General features: G+C 67.8%; 17 protein-coding genes. 9 read left to right on the top strand and 8 right to left on the bottom strand.

Annotation, left to right across the window (positions count from 1 at the left end):
- Nucleotides 1–59 precede the first annotated feature (59 nt).
- Nucleotides 60–1,532, bottom strand: a complete 1,473-nt coding sequence (dnaB, locus tag OG251_RS19815) for a replicative DNA helicase (RefSeq protein ID WP_326678443.1) — start codon at nucleotides 1,530–1,532, stop codon at nucleotides 60–62.
- Nucleotides 1,533–1,991: 459 nt separating this feature from the next.
- On the opposite strand from dnaB, the gene OG251_RS19810 reads away from it, so the two are divergent.
- Nucleotides 1,992–3,329, top strand: coding sequence for an MATE family efflux transporter (locus tag OG251_RS19810; protein WP_326678442.1), 1,338 nt, complete (start codon nucleotides 1,992–1,994; stop codon nucleotides 3,327–3,329).
- 190 nt (nucleotides 3,330–3,519) lie between these two features.
- Here the strand turns inward: OG251_RS19810 and rplI are convergent, their stop codons facing one another.
- From rplI to rpsF, 4 genes are all read right to left on the bottom strand, one after another.
- A complete protein-coding gene (gene rplI / locus OG251_RS19805; RefSeq protein ID WP_073727690.1) occupies nucleotides 3,520–3,966 on the bottom strand; it encodes a 50S ribosomal protein L9 in 447 nt (148 codons plus the stop codon).
- An 18-nt stretch (nucleotides 3,967–3,984) separates the two neighbouring features.
- Complete coding sequence (gene rpsR, locus OG251_RS19800) at nucleotides 3,985–4,221, bottom strand: 30S ribosomal protein S18 (protein WP_003967857.1); 237 nt, start codon at nucleotides 4,219–4,221, stop codon at nucleotides 3,985–3,987.
- Between the two features lie 43 nt (nucleotides 4,222–4,264).
- Nucleotides 4,265–4,894 carry a single-stranded DNA-binding protein gene (locus OG251_RS19795; RefSeq protein ID WP_326678441.1) on the bottom strand — a complete coding sequence of 210 codons (630 nt, stop codon included), beginning with the start codon at nucleotides 4,892–4,894 and terminating at the stop codon, nucleotides 4,265–4,267.
- A 74-nt stretch (nucleotides 4,895–4,968) separates the two neighbouring features.
- Nucleotides 4,969–5,259, bottom strand: coding sequence for a 30S ribosomal protein S6 (gene rpsF, locus OG251_RS19790; RefSeq protein ID WP_073727694.1), 291 nt, complete (start codon nucleotides 5,257–5,259; stop codon nucleotides 4,969–4,971).
- A 278-nt stretch (nucleotides 5,260–5,537) separates the two neighbouring features.
- On the opposite strand from rpsF, the gene OG251_RS19785 reads away from it, so the two are divergent.
- From OG251_RS19785 to OG251_RS19775, 3 genes are all read left to right on the top strand, one after another.
- The gene (locus OG251_RS19785; RefSeq protein ID WP_326678440.1) at nucleotides 5,538–5,852 is read left to right on the top strand and encodes a hypothetical protein; all 315 of its coding nucleotides are present in this window, start codon (nucleotides 5,538–5,540) and stop codon (nucleotides 5,850–5,852) included.
- Nucleotides 5,853–6,002: 150 nt separating this feature from the next.
- Nucleotides 6,003–7,121 carry a lipid II:glycine glycyltransferase FemX gene (locus OG251_RS19780; protein WP_326678439.1) on the top strand — a complete coding sequence of 373 codons (1,119 nt, stop codon included), beginning with the start codon at nucleotides 6,003–6,005 and terminating at the stop codon, nucleotides 7,119–7,121.
- Between the two features lie 111 nt (nucleotides 7,122–7,232).
- Nucleotides 7,233–8,264 carry an alanine racemase gene (locus tag OG251_RS19775; protein WP_073727700.1) on the top strand — a complete coding sequence of 344 codons (1,032 nt, stop codon included), beginning with the start codon at nucleotides 7,233–7,235 and terminating at the stop codon, nucleotides 8,262–8,264.
- Nucleotides 8,265–8,304: 40 nt separating this feature from the next.
- Here OG251_RS19775 and OG251_RS19770 read toward each other — a convergent pair whose 3' ends face one another.
- Together OG251_RS19770 and OG251_RS19765 are read right to left on the bottom strand one after the other, a co-directional pair.
- Nucleotides 8,305–9,819: a glycosyltransferase family 87 protein gene (locus OG251_RS19770; protein ID WP_326678438.1), complete on the bottom strand. Its 1,515-nt coding sequence runs from the start codon at nucleotides 9,817–9,819 to the stop codon at nucleotides 8,305–8,307.
- Nucleotides 9,820–9,985: 166 nt separating this feature from the next.
- On the bottom strand, nucleotides 9,986–12,352 hold the full coding sequence (locus tag OG251_RS19765; protein WP_326678437.1) for a transglycosylase domain-containing protein: 2,367 nt from the start codon (nucleotides 12,350–12,352) through the stop codon (nucleotides 9,986–9,988).
- A gap of 24 nt (nucleotides 12,353–12,376) precedes the next feature.
- On the opposite strand from OG251_RS19765, the gene OG251_RS19760 reads away from it, so the two are divergent.
- The 4 genes from OG251_RS19760 to OG251_RS19745 all read left to right on the top strand — a co-directional run bounded on the left by OG251_RS19760 (nucleotide 12,377) and on the right by OG251_RS19745 (nucleotide 16,370).
- Nucleotides 12,377–12,613: a hypothetical protein gene (locus tag OG251_RS19760; RefSeq protein WP_326678436.1), complete on the top strand. Its 237-nt coding sequence runs from the start codon at nucleotides 12,377–12,379 to the stop codon at nucleotides 12,611–12,613.
- A 507-nt stretch (nucleotides 12,614–13,120) separates the two neighbouring features.
- Nucleotides 13,121–13,828, top strand: a complete 708-nt coding sequence (locus OG251_RS19755) for a PadR family transcriptional regulator (RefSeq protein ID WP_326678435.1) — start codon at nucleotides 13,121–13,123, stop codon at nucleotides 13,826–13,828.
- A 68-nt stretch (nucleotides 13,829–13,896) separates the two neighbouring features.
- Entirely contained in the window at nucleotides 13,897–14,979 is a 1,083-nt protein-coding gene (locus tag OG251_RS19750; protein WP_326678434.1) for an inositol-3-phosphate synthase, read from the top strand.
- Nucleotides 14,980–15,101: 122 nt separating this feature from the next.
- The gene (locus tag OG251_RS19745) at nucleotides 15,102–16,370 is read left to right on the top strand and encodes an MFS transporter (RefSeq protein WP_326678433.1); all 1,269 of its coding nucleotides are present in this window, start codon (nucleotides 15,102–15,104) and stop codon (nucleotides 16,368–16,370) included.
- 91 nt (nucleotides 16,371–16,461) lie between these two features.
- Here the strand turns inward: OG251_RS19745 and OG251_RS19740 are convergent, their stop codons facing one another.
- A complete protein-coding gene (locus OG251_RS19740) occupies nucleotides 16,462–17,904 on the bottom strand; it encodes a CCA tRNA nucleotidyltransferase (RefSeq protein WP_326678432.1) in 1,443 nt (480 codons plus the stop codon).
- A 182-nt stretch (nucleotides 17,905–18,086) separates the two neighbouring features.
- Here OG251_RS19740 and OG251_RS19735 point away from each other — a divergent pair, with 182 nt between their 5' ends.
- Nucleotides 18,087–20,384: a DUF6049 family protein gene (locus OG251_RS19735; RefSeq protein ID WP_326678431.1), complete on the top strand. Its 2,298-nt coding sequence runs from the start codon at nucleotides 18,087–18,089 to the stop codon at nucleotides 20,382–20,384.
- Nucleotides 20,385–20,395: the final 11 nt, after the last annotated feature.

Here is a 20,395-nt window from a genome sequence, read left to right as displayed (position 1 = left end):
AGCGCTGCGGGCGAGACGCAGGCTCGGTGGCTGACCCGAATCGGACCCACCAGCCGGAATCAGGTCTGGGCCATGTCCACGAAGCGGGAGTAGTGGCCCTGGAAGGCCACGGTGATGGTGGCCGTCGGGCCGTTACGGTGCTTGGCCACGATCAGGTCCGCCTCGCCGGCGCGCGGTGACTCCTTCTCGTACGCGTCCTCCCGGTGCAGCAGGATCACCATGTCCGCGTCCTGCTCGATGGATCCGGATTCACGCAGGTCGGAGACCATGGGCTTCTTGTCCGTACGCTGCTCGGGTCCACGGTTCAGCTGCGACAGGGCGATGACGGGGAGCTCCAGCTCCTTGGCCAGCAGCTTGAGGTTTCGGGACATGTCCGAGACCTCCTGCTGTCGGCTCTCGGCCCGTTTCGAGCCGCCGGACTGCATCAGCTGCAGGTAGTCGATGACCACGAGCTTCAGGTCGTTGCGCTGCTTGAGGCGACGGCACTTCGCGCGGATCTCCATCATCGAGAGGTTCGGCGAATCGTCGATGTAGAGCGGGGCGGCCGAGACGTCCGGCATTCGCCGCGCGAGCCGTGTCCAGTCCTCGTCGGTCATCGTGCCGGAACGCATGTGGTGCAGGGCCACCCGCGCCTCGGCGGACAGCAGACGCATCGCGATCTCGTTGCGTCCCATTTCGAGCGAGAAGATCACGCTCGGCAGATTGCTCTTGATCGAACAGGCTCGTGCGAAGTCCAGGGCCAGCGTGGACTTACCCATGGCGGGACGCGCCGCGATGACGATCATCTGGCCGGGGTGCAGCCCGTTCGTCAGGGCATCGAGGTCGGTGAAGCCGGTCGGTACACCGGTCATCTCGCCGCTGCGTGAACCGATCGCCTCGATCTCGTCGAGAGCGCCCTCCATGATGTCGCCGAGGGGCAGATAGTCCTCGCTGGTGCGCTGCTCGGTGACGGCGTAGATCTCGGCCTGTGCGGAGTTGACGATCTCGTCGACGTCCCCGTCGGCCGCGTATCCCATCTGCGTGATCTTCGTGCCGGCCTCGACGAGCCGTCGGAGCACGGCCCGCTCGTGGACGATCTCCGCGTAGTACGAAGCGTTGGCCGCGGTCGGCACCGACTGGACGAGGGTGTGCAGATACGGCGCTCCGCCGACCTTGGTGATCTCACCGCGCTTGACCAGTTCGGCGGCGACCGTGATCGGGTCGGCCGGCTCTCCCTTGGCGTAGAGGTCGAGGATCGCCGTGTAGACGGTCTCGTGGGCCGGACGGTAGAAGTCGTGGCCCTTGATGATCTCCACGACATCGGCGATGGCGTCCTTGGACAGCAGCATGCCGCCGAGCACCGACTGCTCGGCATCGAGATCCTGCGGAGGCACCCGCTCGAAGCCGGGAGAGCCGCCGTCCCAGCTGTCCTCCGAGCCCCGGTCGTGCCGGTCGTCACGGCTCTTGCGGTCTCCGCGGCGCTGACGGGCGGGCAGACGGTCACTGGGACCGGTGTCGGCCCAGGGGTCGTCCAAAGGCTCGGGAATGCTCACCGGGCCACCTCCTCCCGTCCGCTTCGCGGACCTAGCCATGCCACTCTTTCTTACGGCACGGCACCGACAAACAGGCCGCCCGACTCCGCTTCCGGCGCGTCGAGTTCTGCGGGATTCCGAGGCCGGAACGGAGTGCGGGCGCCGGACCACGGTAGGCCGCTCCGCACCGTCAGCCAATCTGGTTATCCACAGGGCATGTGGACGACGGACCAGATGCTGTGGAGAACCCCGCCGAACCTGTGCACGGACCGGGGGACAGCACTGTGGACAAACTCATAGCCACTCGACCATCAAGGCCCTGACCTGCACGTTCCCCATCCACCGACTGTGGGGGAGAAAAACTTTTCCCCTCGATTCAAGATCGCTGCAAACCGTGCACACCTGAGCGCACAACCGTGACCCAAGTAAGGACTGCAATGGCATTGCATCTCTTACCTGTGGAAGATTAGATTGGCCCCCATGTCCCAGGCGCCCGCGACCCCTCCATCCAGCCGCAGAAGGCACGACCGCGAGATCATCGCGCTCGCTGTGCCCGCCTTCGGCGCGCTCGTCGCCGAGCCTCTTTTCGTGATGGTCGACAGCGCCATCGTCGGCCATCTCGGCACCCCTCAGCTCGCCGGTCTGGGAGTCGCCGCCGCACTGCTGATGACCGCGGTGAGCGTCTTCGTCTTCCTCGCGTACGCCACCACGGCCGCCGTCGCGCGCCGGGTCGGGGCCGGAGATCTACCGGCCGCCATCCGTCAGGGCATGGACGGCATCTGGCTCGCGCTGCTGCTCGGCGCGGTCGTGATCGCGCTGACCCTCCCCTCGGCCCCCTGGCTGGTCGAGGTCTTCGGCGCATCCGACACCGCGGCCCCGTACGCCACCACATATCTGCGGATCTCCAGCCTCGGCATCCCGGCCATGCTCGTCGTGCTCGCCGCGACCGGCGTCCTGCGTGGCCTCCAGGACACCCGCACTCCGCTCTACGTCGCCATCGGCGGATTCGCCGCCAACGGCGTACTCAACGCGGTCCTCGTCTACGGCGCCGGCCTCGGCATCGCCGGATCCGCCTGGGGCACCGTGATCGCCCAGGTCGGCATGGCGGCCGCCTATCTGATCGTGGTGGTACGAGGGGCGCGCAGGCACGGAGCCTCCCTGCGCCCCGACGCAGCGGGGATCAGGGCCAGCGCCCAGGCGGGTGTTCCCCTGCTCGTCCGTACGCTGTCGCTGCGCGCCGTCCTGATGATCGCCACCGCCGTCGCCGCGCGCCTCGGCGACACCGATATCGCCGCGCACCAGATCATCCTCTCGCTCTGGAGCCTCACGGCCTTCGCCCTGGACGCGATCGCCATCGCGGGACAGGCCATCATCGGCCGCTACCTCGGGGCGAACGACGCCAAGGGCGCACGCGAGGCATGCCGTCGTATGGTCGAGTGGGGGATCGGGTGCGGTGTGGTGCTCGGCGTACTGATCGTGCTCGCCCGCCCCCTGTTCATCCCGCTCTTCACCGGCGACCCGTCCGTCAAGGACACGCTGCTCCCCGCGCTTCTGGTGGTGGCGGTCTCCCAGCCCATCGCCGGAGTGGTCTTCGTCCTGGACGGTGTACTGATGGGAGCGGGCGACGGACGCTATCTCGCCTGGGCCATGCTGGTCACGCTGGCCGTGTTCGCTCCGGTCGCCCTGCTCGTTCCCGCCTTCGGCGGCGGCCTCACCGCACTCTGGTGGGCGATGACTCTGATGATGGTGGTCCGACTGGTGACTCTCTGGCTGCGTACCCGGTCGGGCCGCTGGATCGTCACCGGCGCCACACGCTGACCCCGCGTGCCTCCGCGAGCCGGTCACCGGTGCGGCAGGCACCCTCGCACCCCCGTGCCCCGAAATCGCTCCCGTCCACCCCGGCCCCGGCAGCTGTTTCACGTGAAACGAGCTGTCGTTTCACGTGAAACGACGAAGGGCCGCACCCCATGGGGTGCGGCCCTTCACCTAGCTCTGCTGAGCTCTGCCCTTAGGCAGCAACGACCTCGATGCCGAGCTTCGCTGCGACCTCGGGGTGCAGACGCACGGACACCTGGTGTCCGCCGAGCGTCTTGATCGGCGAGCCGAGCTCGACGCGACGCTTGTCGACGTCGGGGCCACCGGCAGCCTTGATCGCCGAGGCGACGTCGGCCGGGGTGACGGAACCGAAGAGACGGCCGGCGTCGCCGGAGCGAACAGCCAGACGGACCTTCACGGCCTCGAGCTTGGTCTTGATCTCGTTGGCCTGCTCGATCGTCGAGATCTCGTGGATCTTGCGGGCGCGGCGGATCTGCGCCACGTCCTTCTCGCCGCCCTTGGTCCAGCGGATGGCAAAGCCACGCGGAACCAGGTAGTTACGGGCGTACCCGTCCTTGACGTCGACGACGTCGCCGGCGGCACCGAGGCCAGAGACCTCGTGGGTGAGGATGATCTTCATGCTCTTGTCACCCTTCCCTTATCGCGCGGTGGACGTGTAGGGCAGCAGCGCCATCTCACGGCTGTTCTTGACTGCCGTGGCGACGTCACGCTGGTGCTGCGTGCAGTTGCCGGTGACGCGGCGGGCACGGATCTTGCCACGGTCGGAAATGAACTTCCGCAGCATGTTCGTGTCCTTGTAGTCCACGTACTGGGTCTTGTCCTTGCAGAATGCGCAGACCTTCTTCTTAGGCTTGCGCACAGGCGGCTTCGCCATGGTGTTTCTCCTGTGTGATCAAGAAGTGGGGGTACGAGCTGCCCTAGAAGGGCGGCTCGTCCGAGTAGCCGCCGCCGGAGCCACCGGAGCTGCCGGAACCGCCGGAGCTTCCGCCCCAGCCGCCTCCGCCGCCCTGCTGGCCCCCGCCCTGCTGGCCGCCTGCCGGCGCGCCGGTCGCCCACGGGTCGTCGGCGGGAGCACCGCCGCCACCCTGCTGGCCGCCGCCACCGGGACCGCCGCCCCAGTTGCCGCCGCCCTGCTGGCCGCCGCCGCCGCCGTATCCACCCTGACCGCCCTGGCCACCGCGACCGGTGGTCTTGGTGACCTTGGCCGTGGCGCTCTTGAGACTGGGGCCGACTTCCTCGACGTCCAGCTCGTAGACCGTGCGCTTGACGCCCTCACGGTCCTCGTAGGACCGCTGCTTCAGCCGGCCCTGCACGACGACGCGCATGCCTCGCTGGAGCGACTCCGCGACGTTCTCCGCCGCCTGACGCCAGACCGAGCAGGTGAGGAACAGGCCTTCGCCGTCCTTCCACTCATTGGTCTGCCGGTCGAAGATGCGGGGAGTGGACGCGACACGGAACTTCGCGACCGCCGCACCGGACGGGGTGAAGCGCAGCTCGGGGTCGTCGACGAGATTGCCGACGACCGTGATGACGGTCTCGCCTGCCATGGGTGAACCTCTCGGCGGGGATTGCTTCTGGCTGCTTGCTGCTACTCGAACCCGATGACCACTGAGCTAGAAGCTCAGTGGGTCTCGGGACGGAGGACCTTGGTCCGGAGGACCGACTCGTTCAGGTTCATCTGGCGGTCGAGCTCCTTGACGATCGCAGGCTCGGCCTGCAGATCGATGACCGAGTAGATGCCCTCGGGCTTCTTCTTGATCTCGTAAGCGAGCCGACGACGGCCCCAGGTGTCGACCTTCTCAACCTTTCCGTTGCCCTCACGGACAACGGAGAGGAAGTTCTCGATCAGCGGGGAGACTGCTCGCTCCTCGAGATCGGGGTCGAGGATGACCATCACCTCGTAGTGACGCATGTGGAACCCACCTCCTTTGGACTCAGCGGCCACGGTCGTTCCGTGGCAGGAGGGTCGTGATGCGTAAGCAACAGTGTCTCCGAGTAAAACAGCCGCCACTGACAATTCGCTCGGTGAAGAGGGACTCGCAGTGCTGGCCTGGGCAGACACCGGTGCAGACCGTACAGAGTACCTGTAGACCGGCTTCGGGTTGAAATCCGGTGCCCGGAGGACGCAATCTGTACACATCGGGTGTGAGCGGCGCTACAGTGCGCCGCCTTCCGGCCAGGAGGTACTCCATGGCACAGGCAATTCGATCCCGCTCATCCGTCTCTCTCTTCGCCACGGACGGCAAGGCTCATCCGCTCCAGGACACCCTGGTGGCTGTGACCCTGGTGCTCGGCGCTCTCGCCTTCGTGACGGCGATGTTCCACAGCCTGCACCTGATCAGTTCGTGGGCCGGGCTGATCGGCATTCTCACGGGCGCCTACGGGCAGTACGTCTCGGTGACCACCCGCGAGAGGTTCGCGCTGATCCTGGGCCTCGGCGCGTCCGGCGTCGGATTCTTCCTCGGAATGGCCCATGGCGGCCTCTTCGGAGGCGTGATCGGCTGAGTACGGGCCGCGCCCGACCGGGCACCGGCCCTTCGCGGCCGGCGCCCGGTCGGGCGGGGCCAGACCGGGCGCTCCTCGGTCACAGTAGGCTTCGGCGCGAGAGCCGGAGCCCCTGACCGATGGGGACACACCTGCCGAGGAGCCCCCCGCATGAGCCTGACCCTGAGGACCATCAGCCGAGAGCAGCATCTGGCGTACATCCAGAGTCTCTCCTCGGCCAGTCACTGCCAGGTCCCGGCGTGGGCTGATGTGAAGACCGAATGGCGCTCGGAGAATCTGGGCTGGTTCGACAGGAACGGCGAGATGGTGGGCGCCGGCCTCGTCCTGTACCGCCAGCTGCCCAAGATCAAGCGCTACCTCGCGTACCTCCCCGAGGGCCCGGTCATCAACTGGTACGCACCCAACCTGGACGAGTGGCTCCAGCCGATGCTCGCCCACCTCAAGCAGCAGGGCGCCTTCTCGGTGAAGATGGGCCCGCCCGTGGTCATCCGTCGCTGGGACTCGGCGGCCATCAAGTCCGGCATCCAGGACCCCGAGGTGAAGCGCCTGCGCGACGTCGAGGCCACCCACATCGAGCCGCGCGCCTTCGAGGTGTCGGACCGGCTGCGCAAGATGGGCTGGCAGCAGGCCGAAGACGGCGGTGCCGGCTTCGGTGACGTACAGCCCCGCTACGTCTTCCAGGTGCCGCTGGCGAACCGCTCCCTGGAGGACGTCCTCAAGGGCTTCAACCAGCTCTGGCGACGCAACATCAAGAAGGCCGACAAGGCCGGTGTCGAGGTCGTCCAGGGCGGCTACGAGGACCTCGCCGAGTGGCAGCGGCTGTACGAGATCACGGCCGTGCGCGACCACTTCCGGCCGCGCCCGCTCTCGTACTTCCAGCGGATGTGGACGGTGCTCAACTCCGAGGACCCCAACCGCATGCGCCTCTACTTCGCGCGGCACAACGGTGTGAACCTCTCCGCGGCGACGATGCTCGTCGTCGGGGGCCACGTCTGGTACTCCTACGGCGCGTCCGACAACATCGGCCGCGAGGTCAGGCCCTCGAACGCGATGCAGTGGCGGATGCTGCGCGACTCGTACGCGATGGGCGCGACCGTCTACGACCTGCGCGGCATCAGTGACTCGCTCGACGAGACCGACCACCTCTTCGGCCTGATCCAGTTCAAGGTCGGCACGGGCGGCGAGGCCGTCGAGTACGTCGGCGAGTGGGACTTCCCGCTCAACAAGCTGCTGCACAAGGCGCTCGACATCTACATGTCGCGCCGCTGACCTCCGGTGGCATCGGTGACGAAACCGGTGCCACTCGCTTCAATGGACACTCCACCAAGTACCGCACACCTCCGACTCCACCGCAGCCACCAGAAAGGTTCCGGGCCGGCCATGGCGCTCTCCCTCTACGTCGACACCGCGCGCTGGCGGGCGCACCAGAAGTCCGTGATCGACCAGTTCCCCGGACTCGTACCGGTCTGCAAGGGCAACGGTTACGGCTTCGGCCACGAGCGGCTCGCCGACGAGGCGATCCGTTTCGGTTCCGACACGCTCGCCGTCGGGACCACCTACGAGGCAGCCCGGATCAAGGACTGGTTCAGCGGCGACCTGCTCGTCCTGACCCCCTTCCGGCGGGGCGAGGAGCCGGTCCCGCTGCCCGACCGCGTCATCAGGTCCGTCTCCTCCGTCGACGGTGTGCACGCCCTGGTGGGCGCACGGGTGGTCATCGAGTGCATGAGCTCGATGAAGCGCCACGGCGTGAAGGAGGAGGAGCTGGGGCAGCTGCACGCCGCCATCGAGGACGTACGGCTCGAAGGCTTCGCCCTCCACCTGCCGCTGGACCGCACCGACGGCTCCGACGCGGTCGAGGAGGTCATCGGCTGGATGGACCGGCTGCGCGCGGCCAGGCTGCCGCTGCACACCATGTTCGTCAGCCATCTGCGCGCCGAGGAACTGGCCCGGCTCCAGCAGCAGTTCCCGCAGACCCGCTTCCGCGCCCGCATCGGCACCCGGCTCTGGCTCGGCGACCACGACGCGACGGAGTACCGGGGCGCCGTCCTGGACGTCACGGCAGTCGCCAAGGGCGACCGGTTCGGCTACCGCCAGCAGAAGGCCGCCTCGGACGGCTGGCTGGTGGTCGTCGCCGGCGGTACGTCCCACGGCGTCGGACTGGAGGCTCCGAAGGCCCTGCACGGGGTGATGCCGCGGGCCAAGGGCGTCGCACGCGCCGGACTGGCGACGGTCAACCGGAATCTCTCGCCGTTCGTCTGGGCGGGCAAGCAGCGCTGGTTCGCCGAGCCGCCGCACATGCAGGTGTCGATCCTGTTCGTGCCCTCGGACGCGCAGGAGCCGAAGGTGGGCGACGAGCTGGTGGCCCATCTGCGCCACACGACGACCCAGTTCGACCGTCTCGTGGACCGCTGACCCGTCCCGTACCCCTGCGGCCGGGTGACCCGGCCGCAGGTCAGTCGGCGGCGGCCCTGCTGTGCGCCGTGCCCCACTCCACCCGCGGTCCCTCGACCGCGGGTGCCGTGTGCCGGGACGGATGCACCACGGGCCCCAGGACGAACGCGTCCGGTGCCTTGTCGAGGACTCCGCCCGACGGATCGTCCGAGCCGTCGGTCCGCACGCCGTCCCGCTCGGGCAGCAGGATGTCCCGTACGACCACGGCGCAGAGGTACAGCGTTCCCAGCAGGTGCAGGGCGATCACGACCTGGTAGCCCTGCTCGGGCAGCCCCTGGTGCTTGTCGCCGCTGGTCGTGTACGCGAGGTACAGCCAGATCCCCATGAAGTACATGACCTCGCAGGCCTGCCAGATGAGGAAGTCCCGCCAGCGCGGCCTGGCCAGCGCGGCCAGCGGGATCAGCCAGAGCACGTACTGCGGTGAGTAGACCTTGTTCGTCAGGATGAACGCGGCCACCACCAGGAACGCGAGCTGGGCGAACCGGGGCCTGCGCGGGGCCATCAGCGCCAGCCCCGCGATCCCCGCGCAGAACACGACCATCAGCAGCACCGACGCCGTGTTGACGGTGTCGACCTCGATGGCCTTTCCGGTGCGCTGCGTGATGATCAGCCAGAACGAACCGAAGTCGATCGGCCGTTCCTGACTGAAGGTGTAGAACTTCTTCCACCCCTCGGGGGCGAACACCATCACCGGCACGTTGACCACCAGCCAGGCCCCCGCCGCGCCCAGGGCCGCCATCGAGAACTCCCGCCATTTGCCCGCCCGCCAGCACAGCACGAACAGCGGTCCGAGCAGCAGGACCGGGTAGAGCTTGGCGGCCGTCGCGAGGCCGATGAGGATGCCGAAGGCGAGCGCCCGGCCCCGGGACCACATGAGCATCGCCGCGGCCGTCAGGGCGACGGCCAGCAGGTCCCAGTTGATCGTGGCGGTGAGGGCGAAGGCGGGGGCGAGGGCGACCAGCAGCCCGTCCCAGGGGCGCCGCCGGTGCGTACGGGAGGTGCACACCGCGATGACCACGGCACAGATCATCAGCATGCCCGCGTTGACCATCCAGTACATCTGCTCGCGCTGCTGGATGGGGTCGCTGTCCGGCGTCAGCGTCAGCCAGGCGGCGACCTGCATGAACACCCCGGTCAGGACCGGGTATTCGAGGAACTGCATATCGCCGGTGAGCCGGTCGAAGTACGGCGTGAGGCCGTCGGCGAAACCGCGCCCGGCGAAGAGATGCGGAATGTCGGAGTAGCAGCCGTGGGTGTACTGCGAGGTGGCGCCCCTGAACCAGGCCCACTCGTAGCAGGGGATCTTCTGCACCATGCCGAGTGCGAACATCCCGATCGCCACCAGAGCGATGACCCGCACGGGAGTCAGGGGGCCGTCGCCGAGCCGCGCCCAGCGGCCCACCCGCCCGCCGATCAGCTCGCTGCCGGCCGCGGCGACCTCGTCCTGCCGCGTGGGCCGTACGACGGGCCGCTCCTGGTGCACGCTCGTGTCTTCTGCGCTTGGCATGCCGCACATCCTGCCGTACGGGACTGTGAGAGAGATGTTTCACGGGCCTGGAACACGGAGAGGGCCGCCGCACCGGGTGGTGCGGCGGCCCTCTTAGGAACGGCCCTCTTAGGAACGGCTCTCCTGGGGGCGACCCTCGTGGGCGCGGTCCTCGGCCGGTCGGCTTATGGGGCGGTTAGCCTCCGCCGCCCCACAGAGTCCCGTTCCCGTTCCCGTTCGTCCCGTTGGCGCCGTCCGTCGCGCCCTCGGCCGCACCGGAGTTGGCGCCTCCCTCAGTGCCTCCCCCGTCACCGCCCGCGGTCGTTCCGGTGGTGTCCCCACCGTTCGCACCGCCATTGGCGCCCGCGTTGGCGCCACCGTTGGCATTGTTGCACTCCCAGTCGAGCGGGTTGCAGGTGTTCGTCGGTGTGGGTGACGCCGTGGTGGGGTCGGGCGACGGCGTCGGGGGCGGCTCGGTGGAGGGGGTCGCCGACGGCGTCGGGCTGGGCGTCGGGGTCGGGCTGGCCGCGCCGCCGCCGTAGAGCGTCTCGCCCAGCGGCTGCGGCTCCGGGAAGCGCACGACGTCCTTCTTCTTCATCGCTTCGGCCATGTAGTCGTGCCAGATCGACGCCGGGAACGAGGCACCGTGGATCTTCTTCTCGCCACCCGTACCGAACATCTCCAGGAACTCGCGGTTCTTGCTGTTCTCGTCGTCGTCCAGCCGGAACATGCTGATGGCGGTCGAGACCTGCGGGGTGTAGCCGACGAACCAGGCCGACTTGTTGCCGTCCGTCGTACCCGTCTTGCCCGCCACGTCGCGGCCGGGGAGCCGTGCGGGCCTACCCGTACCGTTCTCGACGACGTTCTTCAGTACGTCGCTGACGTTGTCCGCGATGGCGGGGTCGAAAGCGCGCTTGGACTTCTTCTGGTGCCGGTAGATGACGTTGCCCTTGTACTTCACCTCCTTCACCGAGAACGGCTCGTTCTGCTGGCCGCTGGTGGCGAAGGTGGAATAGGCGCCGGCCATCCGGATGGCGCTGGGCGAGGACGTACCGATGGAGTACGACGGCACGGTCGAGTTCGCCATGTACTCGTCGTCACGCAGACCGGCGGCGAGGGCGACGTCCTTGACCTTGTCCGTCCCGACATCCATGCCGAGCTGGACGTAGGGGGAGTTCGCGGACTCCTGCATGGCGTACCGCAGGTCGATGTCGCCGTAGTCGTGGTTGCCGTCGTTGGTCTGGAGCCACTTGTTGTTCTTCTCGTCCTGCCAGACCTCGCCGTTGTACTTCTTGATCTCCAGCCGGTCGTCACCGTTGTAGACGCTCTTCGGGGACACCGGGGTGCGCGACGACTCGCCCTGGTCGGGGCCCAGCGCGGGATCGCGCTTGCCGTACTGCATCGCCGCGGCCAGGACGAACGGCTTGAAGGTCGACCCGACCTGCGCGCCGGTCGGGTCGGCGTTGTTGGTGTAGTGCTGGGTGGCGTCCTGACCGCCGTACGTGGCGAGCATGGCACCGGTCTTCGCGTCCACCGACGCGCCGCCGAACTGCACATGGGTGTCGGTCTTCGGGCGCTCCTTCGGGTCGATCTTCGCCTTGTAGACCTTCTCCACCGCGGCGCTGAGGGCGTCGACCTTGTCCTTCTCGAACGTGGTGTGGATCTCGTAGCCGCCCAGAGCGAGGGCTTCGGCGTCGACCTTGGGGCTGCTGTTGTTGATGAAGTACTTCTTGGCGAGGTCCACCAGGTAGCCGATCTGACCGCCCAGCTGGGCGTCCTTCTTCGGCTTCTTCGGCATCGGGAACTTCTTGTACGTGTCGCGTTCGGCCTGCGTCATCCGGCCGTCCTTGACCTCCTCGTCAAGGATCCACTTCCAGCGCGCCTTCGCCCGCTCCGTGTTCTTCGCCGCGGAGGCCTTCTCCTTGTCGACGTCGGGAGCACCGGCGGGGTCGTAGTAGCTCGCACCCTTGAGCAGCGTCGCCAGGAACGCGCACTCGCTCGGGTCGAGCTTGGAAGCGTCCTTGCCGTAGTACGTGCGGGCCGCGGCCTGGAGGCCCGACGCGCCGCGTCCGTAGTAGGAGACGTTCAGATAGCCCGCCATGACGTCGTCCTTGTCGCCATTGCTGCCGACCTTGAGCGTGATGAACAGTTCCTTGAACTTGCGGCTGAGCGTCTGTTCCTGGCTGAGCATCGAGTTCTTCACGTACTGCTGCGTGATGGTCGAGCCGCCCTGGGTCTCACCGCCCTTGGCCATGTTGAACAGGGCGCGGGCGATGCCCATCGGGTCGATGCCCCGGTCGTCCTCGAACGTCTTGTTCTCGGCCGAGATGACGGCGTTCCGCATCGCCACGGGGATCTGTTCGTAACTGATCACCTGACGGTTGACTTCGCCTCCGGTCGCCACCATCTGCGTACCGTCGGCCCAGTAATAGACGTTGTTCTGCGCCTTGGCCGCGTCGTTGACCTTCGGAGGGACGACCATCGCGTACGCGAGCCCGGCCGCGCCCATCAGCAGTCCGAGGAAGCTCAGACAGACGCCGGAGACCAGCCTCCACGACGGCACCCAGCGACTGAACCCGTATTTCCCGTGGCGCGGATAGTCGATGAAGCGCTTCTTGCCGGGGCGGCTGTCACCACGCCCCCGGCCGCGCGGGCCGTCGTGCCCGCCTCCGCCGCCACCGCGCCGTCGGCCGCCCCCACCGCCCGCGCCGGCTCCATGGCCCGCCTCCTCGGCTCCGCGCCGACGTCCGCCGCGCTGAGCGGCACGACGGGCCTCGGCGCGGCCGCCGTAGGGGCGCCCCTCGCCGTGCGACTCGGAAGGTGACTCGTTTGTTGCTCTGCGTGACGGTGCTGCGCGGCGTCCTGTTGGCTGCTGGGCGGCTCGTCTGGCCGCGGCACGCCCGCTGCCTTCCGGCTGAGGCGATTTGCGACGGTGCTCGCTCATGGAACGACTACTCCTCGGGCAGGCGAGAGCGCCTGGAAGCGGCAGTTGAGATCCGGTCCCCCCGAATTACGGACAAGCCCTGCGGAAGGCTCACCCGCAGCACATCCGGCAGTCCGCGATGACTGACGCCCGGCGGCGCCACTCGGTTCCCGGTGATCTGCATGCCGCACAGACTACGCACGGTCAAAACCCGCCTAGGGCCGAAGTTCACCCCAAACAACGCAAGTCGCTTCCTAAGAATTCGTGATGTGACGCCGTTCACGAAGGCTCCCCTTGTCGAACCGTGCGGACCGATCTATCGTGCTGATGTATCGACTCGATACATCAGCACGGCATAAGTTCGACGTACGAGCTCCACGGGAGCACTCGGAGCAGGAGGAGGCGAAGGTGAGCAGACGCTCCGGCATCCTCGAATTCGCCGTCCTCGGTCTGCTCCGCGAGTCCCCGATGCACGGGTACGAGCTGCGCAAACGCCTCAACACATCGCTCGGGATCTTCCGCGCCTTCAGTTACGGCACCCTCTATCCCTGCCTCAAGACGCTGGTCGCCAGTGGCTGGTTGATCGAGGAGCCGGGAAGTGCGCCGGCGGACCTTCAGCCGGCCACCGGCCGGACAGCGGCACCCGCCTCTTCACTCGCAGGGCGCCGCGCCAAGATCGTCTACCGGTTGACGGCGGAAGGTAAGGAGCACTTCGAGGAGCTGCTCTCGCACACCGGGCCGGACTCCTGGGAGGACGAGCACTTCGCGGCACGCTTCGCCTTCTTCGGACAGACGGAACGCGACGTGCGGATGCGCGTGCTGGAAGGCCGGCGCAGCAGGCTGGAGGAGCGTCTGGAGAAGATGCGAGCCTCCCTCGCCCGTACCCGTGAACGGCTCGACGACTACACGCTTGAGCTGCAGCGACACGGCATGGAGTCCGTGGAGCGCGAAGTGCGCTGGCTGAACGAGCTCATCGAGAGCGAGCGGTCGGGACGGGATCAGCGACGATCCTCGCCCGAGGGCTCCGCTCAGCAGGACACATCTGGAGAGACGGGCGGCCTGCCCCGGCACCGGGGTAACACCCCGCCGGATCCGTCCGACGACACCGCCAAGTGAAGTCCCCGCAGATCCGCAGGACTTCATCCTTCATCGGTCATACCGAGAACACACAGGGAGCAACCGGAATGGGTTCGGTTCGCGTAGCCATCGTAGGCGTGGGCAACTGCGCCGCCTCGCTGGTGCAGGGCGTCGAGTTCTACAAGGACGCCGATCCGGCCGGCAAGGTGCCCGGTCTGATGCACGTCCAGTTCGGCGATTACCACGTCAGCGACGTCGAGTTCGTCGCCGCCTTCGACGTTGACGCGAAGAAGGTCGGCCTCGATCTCGCGGACGCCATCGGCGCCAGCGAGAACAACACCATCAAGATCGCCGACGTGCCGAACACGGGCGTGACCGTCCAGCGCGGTCACACCCACGACGGTCTCGGCAAGTACTACCGCGAGACCATCGAGGAGTCCACCGAGGCGCCGGTCGACATCGTCCAGACCCTCAAGGACAAGCAGGTCGACGTCCTCGTCTGCTACCTGCCGGTCGGTTCCGAGGTCGCTGCGAAGTTCTACGCGCAGTGCGCCATCGACGCCAAGGTCGCGTTCGTCAACGCTCTCCCGGTCTTCATCGCCGGTACCAAGGAGTGGGCGGACAAGTTCACCGAGGCCGGTGTCCCGATCGTCGGCGACGACATCAAGTCCCAGGTCGGCGCCACCATCACGCACCGCGTGATGGCGAAGCTCTTCGAGGACCGGGGCGTCGTCCTGGACCGCACGATGCAGCTGAACGTCGGCGGCAACATGGACTTCAAGAACATGCTCGAGCGTGAGCGCCTCGAGTCCAAGAAGATCTCCAAGACGCAGGCCGTCACCTCGCAGATCCGTGACCGTGAGCTCGGTGCGGACAACGTCCACATCGGTCCCTCGGACTACGTGGCCTGGCTGGACGACCGCAAGTGGGCGTACGTGCGCCTTGAGGGCCGTGCCTTCGGTGACGTTCCGCTGAACCTTGAGTACAAGCTCGAGGTGTGGGACTCCCCGAACTCCGCCGGTGTCATCATCGACGCCGTGCGTGCGGCGAAGATCGCCAAGGACCGCGGCATCGGTGGCCCGATCCTCTCCGCGTCCTCGTACTTCATGAAGTCCCCGCCGGTCCAGTACTTCGACGACGAGGCCCGCGAGAACGTCGAGAAGTTCATCAGCGGCGAGATCGAGCGCTGAACCGGCCCGCACGGCTGACAGCCTCACCAGGGCGATGAGCGGCGACGCTCCTCCCCTGCCTCACGTCGGGGGTCCCCGGGCAATCCGCCCGGGGGCCCCCGACGTGTGTGACGCTTGCTCACATGCCTGTCGCGCGTGATCTGCGCATACTCCTGCGCCTTCGGAACTTCCGTCGCCTCCTCGCCGTGCGACTCCTCTCCCAGTCGGCGGACGGCGTCTATCAGGTCGCCCTCGCCGCGCACGTCGTCTTCTCTCCGGAGAAACAGACCTCGGCCGGCGCCATCGCCTCGGCGATGGCCGTGCTCCTTCTCCCGTACTCACTGATCGGCCCGTTCGCCGGCGTACTGCTGGACCGCTGGCCGCGCCGTCAGGTCTTCCTCTACGGCAACCTGTTGCGGGCGACCCTCGCCTGTTGCACGGCTCTGCTGATCCTCGGCTCGGTGCCCGACTGGCTCTTCTACGCCTCGGCCCTCTGTGTCACCGCCGTCAACCGCTTCGTCCTGGCCGGACTCTCCGCGGCCCTGCCACGCGTGGTCGACGCCGACCGCCTCGTCATGGCCAACTCCCTCTCCCCGACGGCCGGTACGCTCGCGGCCACCGCGGGGGGCGGTCTCGCCTTCGTCGTACGCCTGGTGGCCGACGAGTCCGATGCCGCGGTGGTCCTGCTGGGCGCGCTGCTCTACCTCCTCTCCGCAGTGGCTTCACTGAGCCTGCCCCGAGGACTCCTGGGACCGGACCCCGACGGAAGCCCACTGCGGCTGCGGGCGGCACTGGCGGTCACGGCCCGAGGGCTCGTCGCCGGACTGCGCCATCTGGCGGAACGCAAGGACGCGGCCCGCGCGCTGGCCGCCATGACCGTGCTCCGCTTCTGTTACGGCGCTCTGACCGTGATGGTGCTGATGCTGTGCCGCTACGCCTGGTCGGACAACGAGTCCGACGGCCTCGCCCTGCTGGGCCTGGCCGTGGGCATCTCCGGGGCGGGCTTCTTCGTCGCCGCCGTAATCACCCCGTGGGCGGTGGGGCGCGTCGGCCGGTACGGCTGGATGGTGGTGTGCGCCGGGACGGCAGCCGTCCTGGAACCCGCGCTGGGGCTGTCGTTCGCCCTGGTGCCGACGCTGATCGCCGCGTTCGTTCTCGGAGTCGTGACGCAGGGCTCGAAGATCGCGACGGACACGGTGGTGCAGACCGGGGCGGACGACTCCTTCCGCGGCAGGGTCTTCTCGCTCTATGACGTGCTGTTCAACGTCGCGTTCGTGGGCGCCGCGGCCATGTCGGCCCTGCTGCTGCCCCCGAACGGGAAGTCGGTCACCGTGGTGGCGGGAGTGGCGGTGCTCTACGCGGCCGTCGCGGTGGCGATGTTCCGATGGAGGCGCACGAGCACGGAGTCGTAGCGTGCACGAGGGGCGTTGTTTCACGTGAAACAACGCCCCTCGGTCCGCGGCGGTCGGTGATGTTTCACGTGAAACATCACCGACCGGGTACTCAGCTCTGCGCGGCCCACCACTCCCTGAGCGCCGCTACCGCCGCATCGTGCTCCATGGGCCCGTTCTCCAGACGCAGCTCCAGCAGGAACGCGTACGCCTTGCCGATCACCGGTCCGGGACCGACATCCAGCACCCGCATGATCTCGTTTCCGTCCAGGTCCGGGCGGATGGAGTCCAGCTCCTCCTGCTCCTGCAGCAGGGCGATGCGCTCCTCCAGCCCGTCATAGGTCCGCGAGAGAGCATTCGCCTTGCGCTTGTTCCGCGTCGTGCAGTCCGACCGGGTCAGCTTGTGGAGCCGCTCCAGCAGCGGCCCCGCGTCGCGCACATACCTGCGCACCGCCGAGTCGGTCCATTCGCCGTCGCCGTAGCCGTGGAAGCGCAGATGCAGTTCCACCAGCTGCGAGACGTCCTTGACCATGTCATTGGAGTACTTGAGTTCAGTCATCCGCTTCTTGGTCATCTTGGCGCCCACCACTTCATGGTGGTGGAAGGAGACCCGGCCGTCCTTCTCGAAGCGACGCGTCCTCGGCTTGCCGATGTCATGGAGCAGCGCCGCAAGCCGAAGGACGAGGTCGGGGCCGTCCTCCTCCAGATCGATGGCCTGCTCCAGGACGGTCAGGGAGTGCTCGTAGACGTCCTTGTGACGGTGATGCTCGTCACTTTCGAGCCGCAGCGCGGGAAGCTCCGGCAGCACCCGGTCGGCCAGACCCGTATCGACCAGCAGCCCCAGCCCCTTGCGGGGGTGTGAGGAGAGAAGCAGCTTGTTGAGTTCCTCACGGACCCGCTCGGCCGAGACGATCTCGATGCGGCCGGCCATCTCCGTCATGGCCGTCACGACCTCGGGGGCGACCTCGAAGTCCAGCTGTGCGGCGAACCGGGCGGCCCGCAGCATGCGCAGCGGATCGTCGGAGAAGGACTCCTCGGGCGTGCCCGGTGTACGCAGCACTCGTTCCGAAAGGTCCCTGAGGCCGCCGTGCGGGTCGATGAACTCCTTCGCCGGCAGAGCGACGGCCATGGCGTTGACCGTGAAGTCGCGACGCACGAGGTCTTCCTCGATGGAGTCGCCGTAGGAGACCTCCGGCTTGCGTGAGGTCCTGTCGTACGCCTCCGACCGGTAGGTCGTGACCTCGATCTGATAGCCGTCCTTCTGGCAGCCGACGGTGCCGAAGGCGATCCCGACCTCCCACACCGAGTCGGCCCACGGACGCACGATCCTGAGCACGTCCTCGGGGCGGGCGTCGGTGGTGAAGTCCAGGTCGTTCCCGAGCCTGCCGAGCAGCGCGTCGCGAACCGAGCCGCCCACCAGGGCGAGGCTGAATCCGGACTCCTCGAATCGGCGGGCGAGGTCGTCTGCGACCGGGGACACCCGCAGCAGCTCACTCACTGCGCGGTGCTGCACCTGACTCAGGGCGCTGGCGTTGTCTTCGTTGGCGTTCGGCACAACAGAAAAGGTTACGTGCATGGACCGGCCCGGACGTCATCGTTTACGGGGACCCTGCAAGACTCTCCCGATCATGTGGCTCGGACCCCAGCACTTAGCCCCGGCGCACATCGTTACCATGCGTGGACGCAGAACCGACAACGATCGACAGCAGTTGACGACGACGAGGGACGGGCAGGCGCGTGGCCGAGGCGGCAGACATCCAGGGGATCAGTCCCGCTCCTGCCCGCCGGTGGCTGCGGCGCACCGTCTCCGTGATCGTCGGGGCTCCGTTGCTGGCCGGGCTGCTGCCCGGTCTCCTGGCCGGTCCGACGGCGCATGCCGCAGAGACCGGCAAGGCGCCCACCGGCTCCCGTACGGTCGCCGTCTCCCTGAACACGCTCTCCCCGAGCGCACCGGTGGAGGGGGACACACTGACCGTTTCCGGCACCCTCACCAACAAGGGCAAGGCAACGATCAACGACGCCGAGGTCGATCTGCGGGTGGGCCCGCGGCTCTCCGGCAGGGGCGAGATCGATGATGCGGCCAAGCGCACCGGTTACGTCCCCGGAGTCGATCCGGTCGAGATCGGCGGCAAGTACACGCTGAAGGTCCCCGAGCTGCGCAGCGGAATCAGTCAGGACTTCACACTCGCCGTCCCCGTCGACAAGCTGGATCTGGACGACTCGGGCGTCTACCAGCTCGGTGTCTCGCTGTCGGGCCGGACCTCGGGTTCCGCATACGAGCAGGTGCTCGGCATCCAGCGTTCCTTCCTTCCCTGGCAGCCCGAGGACACCGACAGCAAGACCAAGCTGACGTTCCTCTGGCCGCTGATCACTTCCCCGCACGTGACGGCGGAGACGGGATCGGACGAACAGCAGACGCCGGTCTTCGCGAACGACGACCTCGCCATGGAGCTGGCCCCGGGCGGGCGGCTGGAGCAGCTGGTCTCGCTGGGACGGCAGCTTCCGGTGACCTGGGTCATCGACCCGGACCTGCTGGCCGGTGTCGACGCGATGACGGGGAACTATCAGGTCAAGGTCGGTGACACCACGGTCCCGGGGAAGAACCAGGCCGTCGCCAAGCAGTGGCTCACCTCGCTGGAAGCGGCGGTGGAGGACGGCAAGGTGATCGCGCTGCCGTTCGCCGACCCCGACCTGGCCTCCATCGCCCACCGCGGCAAGAACGTCTCCGGCACCCTGAGCCATCTGCAGACCGCTTCCGAGGTGGCCGCGTCGACGGTGGAGACCGTCCTGCACGTGAAGCCGTCCACGGACTTCGCCTGGCCCGTGAACGGGGCCGTCGACCCGTCGATCGTCGACATCGCCACCTCTGCGGGTGCACACAAGATCATCGCCCGCAGCGACAGTCTCCAGCAGACCGACAACCTGCCGTACACGCCGACCGCGGCCCGGCCGATCGGCGGCGGCACCACGGCGGTCGTCGCCGACGCCAGGCTCTCCACCGCGTTCGACGGCGACATGTCGAAGGCCGGCGCCTCGACCCTGGCGGTCCAGAAGTTCCTCGCCCAGACGCTGGCGCTGACCGAGCAGGCCCCGGACAACGCGCGCAGCGTCGTCGTGGCGCCGCAGCGGATCCCCACGGCCTCCCAGGCCCAGACGATGGCCCGCGCCCTGCAGGCGCTCGGCCAGGGCCACTGGACGCAGCCCCTCGACCTGGTGGCGGCGGCCGAGGTGAAGCCCGACGCGAAGGCCACCACCAAGGTGCCCAGGGCCTCCGCGTACCCGAAGAAGCTCCGCAAGCAGGAACTGCCCACCCAGGCGTTCCAGGACATCAGGACCACCCAGGACTCGCTCAACAGCTTCCGGGTCATCCTCACGCAGCCCGAGCGGGTCGTGACCCCCTTCGGCAACGCGATCAACCGCTCGATGTCGACGTCCTGGCGCGGCAGGACGCTGGAGGCACAGCAGTACCGTGACGCGGTACGCACGTATCTGCAGAGCCTCGCCAATGAGGTCCAGCTCATCGCGAAGTCGGACGTCACCCTGTCCGGCCGCAGCGCGACGATCCCGGTGACGGTGCAGAACAAGCTGGTGCAGGGCGTCGACCATCTGGTGCTCCGGCTGACGTCGGACAACCTCCGGCTCAAGTTCAACGACGACGGGGCCGTGGCCCAGCTGCCGGTCAAGATCTCGGGCGGGCACAGCCAGTCCGTGAAGTTCGACGCGGCGACCAGCGCCAACGGTCAGGCGCACGTCACGGCACGTCTCTTCACCGAGGACGGAACCCCGTACGGCGAGGAGATGACCTTCACCGTGAAGGTCTCCGAAGTGACCCCCACCGTGCTGCTGGTGATCGCCGGCGGACTGCTGCTGCTGGTCCTCGCGGGCGTCAGGATGTACAGCCACCGCAAGCGCACCGTCGCGGGCGTCGCGGCGGACGACAACGGCGGCGAACCCGAGCAGCCGAGTGACCCGGCCTCGGACACCGGTCCGGAAAGCGGGGCACCGTCGGGAACTGGTGAGAAAGTGGACCGTTGAGCGATGTCTGT

This window comes from Streptomyces sp. NBC_01237 (assembly GCF_035917275.1).
Taxonomy (GTDB): domain Bacteria; phylum Actinomycetota; class Actinomycetes; order Streptomycetales; family Streptomycetaceae; genus Streptomyces.
Note: the sequence above shows the minus strand (reverse complement) of the source record. Positions and strands in the feature narration are given on the sequence as shown.